The 3,178-nt window shown below is 36.7% G+C and carries 1 protein-coding gene; it reads left to right on the top strand.

What is annotated here, in order from left to right:
• Nucleotides 1-3,178: condensation domain-containing protein (locus tag K5S59_RS29095; protein ID WP_220784120.1), on the top strand; the 3,178-nt coding region annotated here is incomplete at both ends.

Consider the following 3,178-nt stretch of genomic DNA (forward strand, 5'->3'; position numbering starts at 1 on the left):
GCGCCGAGAAATAAAACTGAAAAAATTGTAAGTGAAATATTTAGTGAAATATTAGGTGTGAAAAATATAAGCGTTAAGGATGGTTTCTTTGAACTTGGCGGAGATTCTATTAAGGCAATCAGAATCGTTTCTAAGATGCGCGAAGCAGGGTATGATATCTCTGTAAAAGAAATCATGAGCAAACATACGGTTGAAGCGATTGCATATGTGGCTATAGATGCAGGAGAAAACAGCTATGAGCAACATGAAGTAACAGGAACTGTTGTAGCGACACCAATTTTACAAACATTTGAAGCATGGAATCTTACTAAACCAAGCCATTTTAATCAGGCGATGATGGTACCAGTAGATTCAAGAGAAGAAGAAACCTTGAAAAAGGTTTTGGAAGCCTTAGTGATTCATCATGATGTGTTACGGGCTGTTTATAGAAAGGGTACGCTTGAAATACTGAGTAGCAGGGAAAGTAAACTGTATGATTTCAGTGTGTATGATTTTAATGGCGAACCAAATGTTGAAGAAAAAGTTGAAGCGGAATGTACTCGTTTACAAGGTAGCATAGATTTAGAGAACGGTCCGTTACTAAAGAGCGCTCTATTTAAAACAGACGTGGGTAATTATTTAATGATTTGTCTACATCATTTAGTGGTAGATGGGGTATCATGGCGAATATTACTGGAGGACTTTACTACTGCTCTGAAACAAGTGGAAGAAGGAACAGAAATTGTGTTACCGAAGAAAACGGCATCTTATAAGGCGTGGAGTGAAGCGCTTAGTGAATACAGAAATAGTAAAAAGTTGAGGCAGGAAAAAAAGTACTGGGAAACTGTAATTGAAGAAGTGAAACTCGGAAGAGTTGAGTGTGATACAGATGGTACCGGTATGGGATATGGAAATGTAGACATCTGTTTTAATGAGAATGAAACGAAAAAACTAATGTATGAAGCAGGAAAAGCATTTAATACAGAAATCAATGATTTATTGCTGAGTGCACTAGCGATGGCTGTAAGGAAGCTGAAGGGACAAACCAAGGTATCTGTTGGCTTAGAAGGGCATGGACGAGAAGATATTCATAAGCCGATAGCGATAGACCGAACCGTTGGTTGGTTTACGAGCATGTATCCTGTCGTTATAGAGTGTAAGGAAGATATCACTGAGAGTATCATAGAGACAAAGGAAATGCTTAGAAACGTGCCGAATCACGGGATTGGGTATGGATTGTTAATGGAAGAAAAATCTGATATAAAACCTGATTTATATTTCAACTATCTAGGAGATTTGAATGGTGATGCAGAACATGAGGAGAGCGAAAATATACCAACCTTCTCGGCAGGGTTGAGTATTTCTAAAGAAAATAGTTTGCCAGGAACTATTAACTTTAATGGTAGTATCACACAGAATAAATTATCTTTTGTAATCATGTACGATATGAAGCAGTATTCAGAAGAGACAATGAACAAGCTTGGAGTACTATATAAGGAAATGTTAGTTGGAATTGTGGCATACTGTTCTCATCAAAAAGAGAGTAGGAAGACCGTATCTGATTATTCGACAAACGATTTAAAGACATCAGACTTGTCAGTATTAAGAACTCGTTTTTCTGATATCGAAGATATATATTCTCTTACAGCATTGCAAGAAGGAATGTTGTTCCACAATGTAATGGATAAAGAATCAACTAGTTATGTGGTACAGAGTGTGTACAACTTAAAAGGAAAAACGAATCCTGAAATGATAGGACAAGCTCTTAAGTTATTGGCAAGAAGGCATGAGGTATTAAGGGCGACTATAGCTAGGGAAAACCTATCTAAACCAAGGCAGATTGTGTTGAAAAACAAAGAAGTTGAATATGAAGAAATTGATCTGACTCAAGTAAGCCAAGAGCAACAAGAAAAAGAGATAGAAAAAATCGTAAGCCTAGATGTAAAGCGTGGCTTTGATTTAGAAATAGATTCACTTTTAAGAGTAAAGTATATTAAACGGAATAATGAGGCTCATAAACTGATATGGAATATCCACCACATCATTATGGATGGATGGTGTATGTCATTGGTATTCGGTGATTTCCTAAGATATTACCAACAGTTAAAAAATGGTGTAAGTATAGAAAAAATAGAAAACAGTATTGACAAAGAGAAAGAGAACACCGCTGGATATAGTGAATATGCCAAGTGGCTTGAGAGTCAGGATAAAGAAAACGGCATGGAATATTGGACAGAGCTTTTATCAGAATATGAAGAGCCTGCAGACATAAAGCCAATGAAAAAGCCAGCACCGACCGAAGAACAAATGAGCCGTATACGAGTAAGTTTAGATAAAGAAATCAGCCAAAGATTGAATGAGGTGGCACTAGCTAATCATGTGACAATAAATACTGTTATGGAAGCCGCTTGGGGTATTGTGTTACAAAAATACAATCGTACGGATGATGTAGTATTTGGAAAAGTTGTATCAGGAAGAAATGCGAAGATAAAGGGAATTGAAGAAATCGTAGGTCTATTTGTAAATACAATACCAGTCAGAGTAAAAAGAAAAGTGGATATGACGGTTGCGGAATTGTTACGAGTACTTCAGAAACAGGGGATTGAAGGAAGTAATTATGATTATTGTTCATTGGCGGAAATCCAAAAACAAACACAATTAGGTTCTGCCTTGATAAAAACATTATTTGTATTTGAGAACTATTATGTAAATGAAGAGCGATTAAAGAGTGGTGAAAATGGACTTCAGATAGGAATGGAGTCTGCAAGAGAACAAACGAATTATGCAATGACTCTCAGTGCACATTTTGATGGTACAGAGTTAGGGTGGGATATGATGTACAATCCAAATGAGTATGAAAAAAGTGAAATGCAAAGCATACTTACAAGGATAAAAACAGTACTGCAAGAAATTGCTTTAAACCCACAGAAAAAACTAATAGAAATAGACGCAACAACAGAAGAAGAAAAAGCTCTTATCACAGGAGGATTTAACAATACTTCTAGTGAGTATCCAAGAGAAAAGACGGTAGTTGAACTGTTCGAAGAACAGGTAGAGAAGACACCAAATCATATCGCAGTAACTTTTGAAGATGAAGAAATCACATACAAAGAACTAAACCGAAGAGCAAATGCCCTAGCGCATAAACTAAGAAGCCTTGGAGTTAAACCGGATGATTGCGTTGCAATCATGGCAGAAC

Source organism: Bacillus sp. BML-BC051 (genome assembly GCF_019656175.1).
GTDB lineage: Bacteria > Bacillota > Bacilli > Bacillales > Bacillaceae_G > Bacillus_A > Bacillus_A mobilis.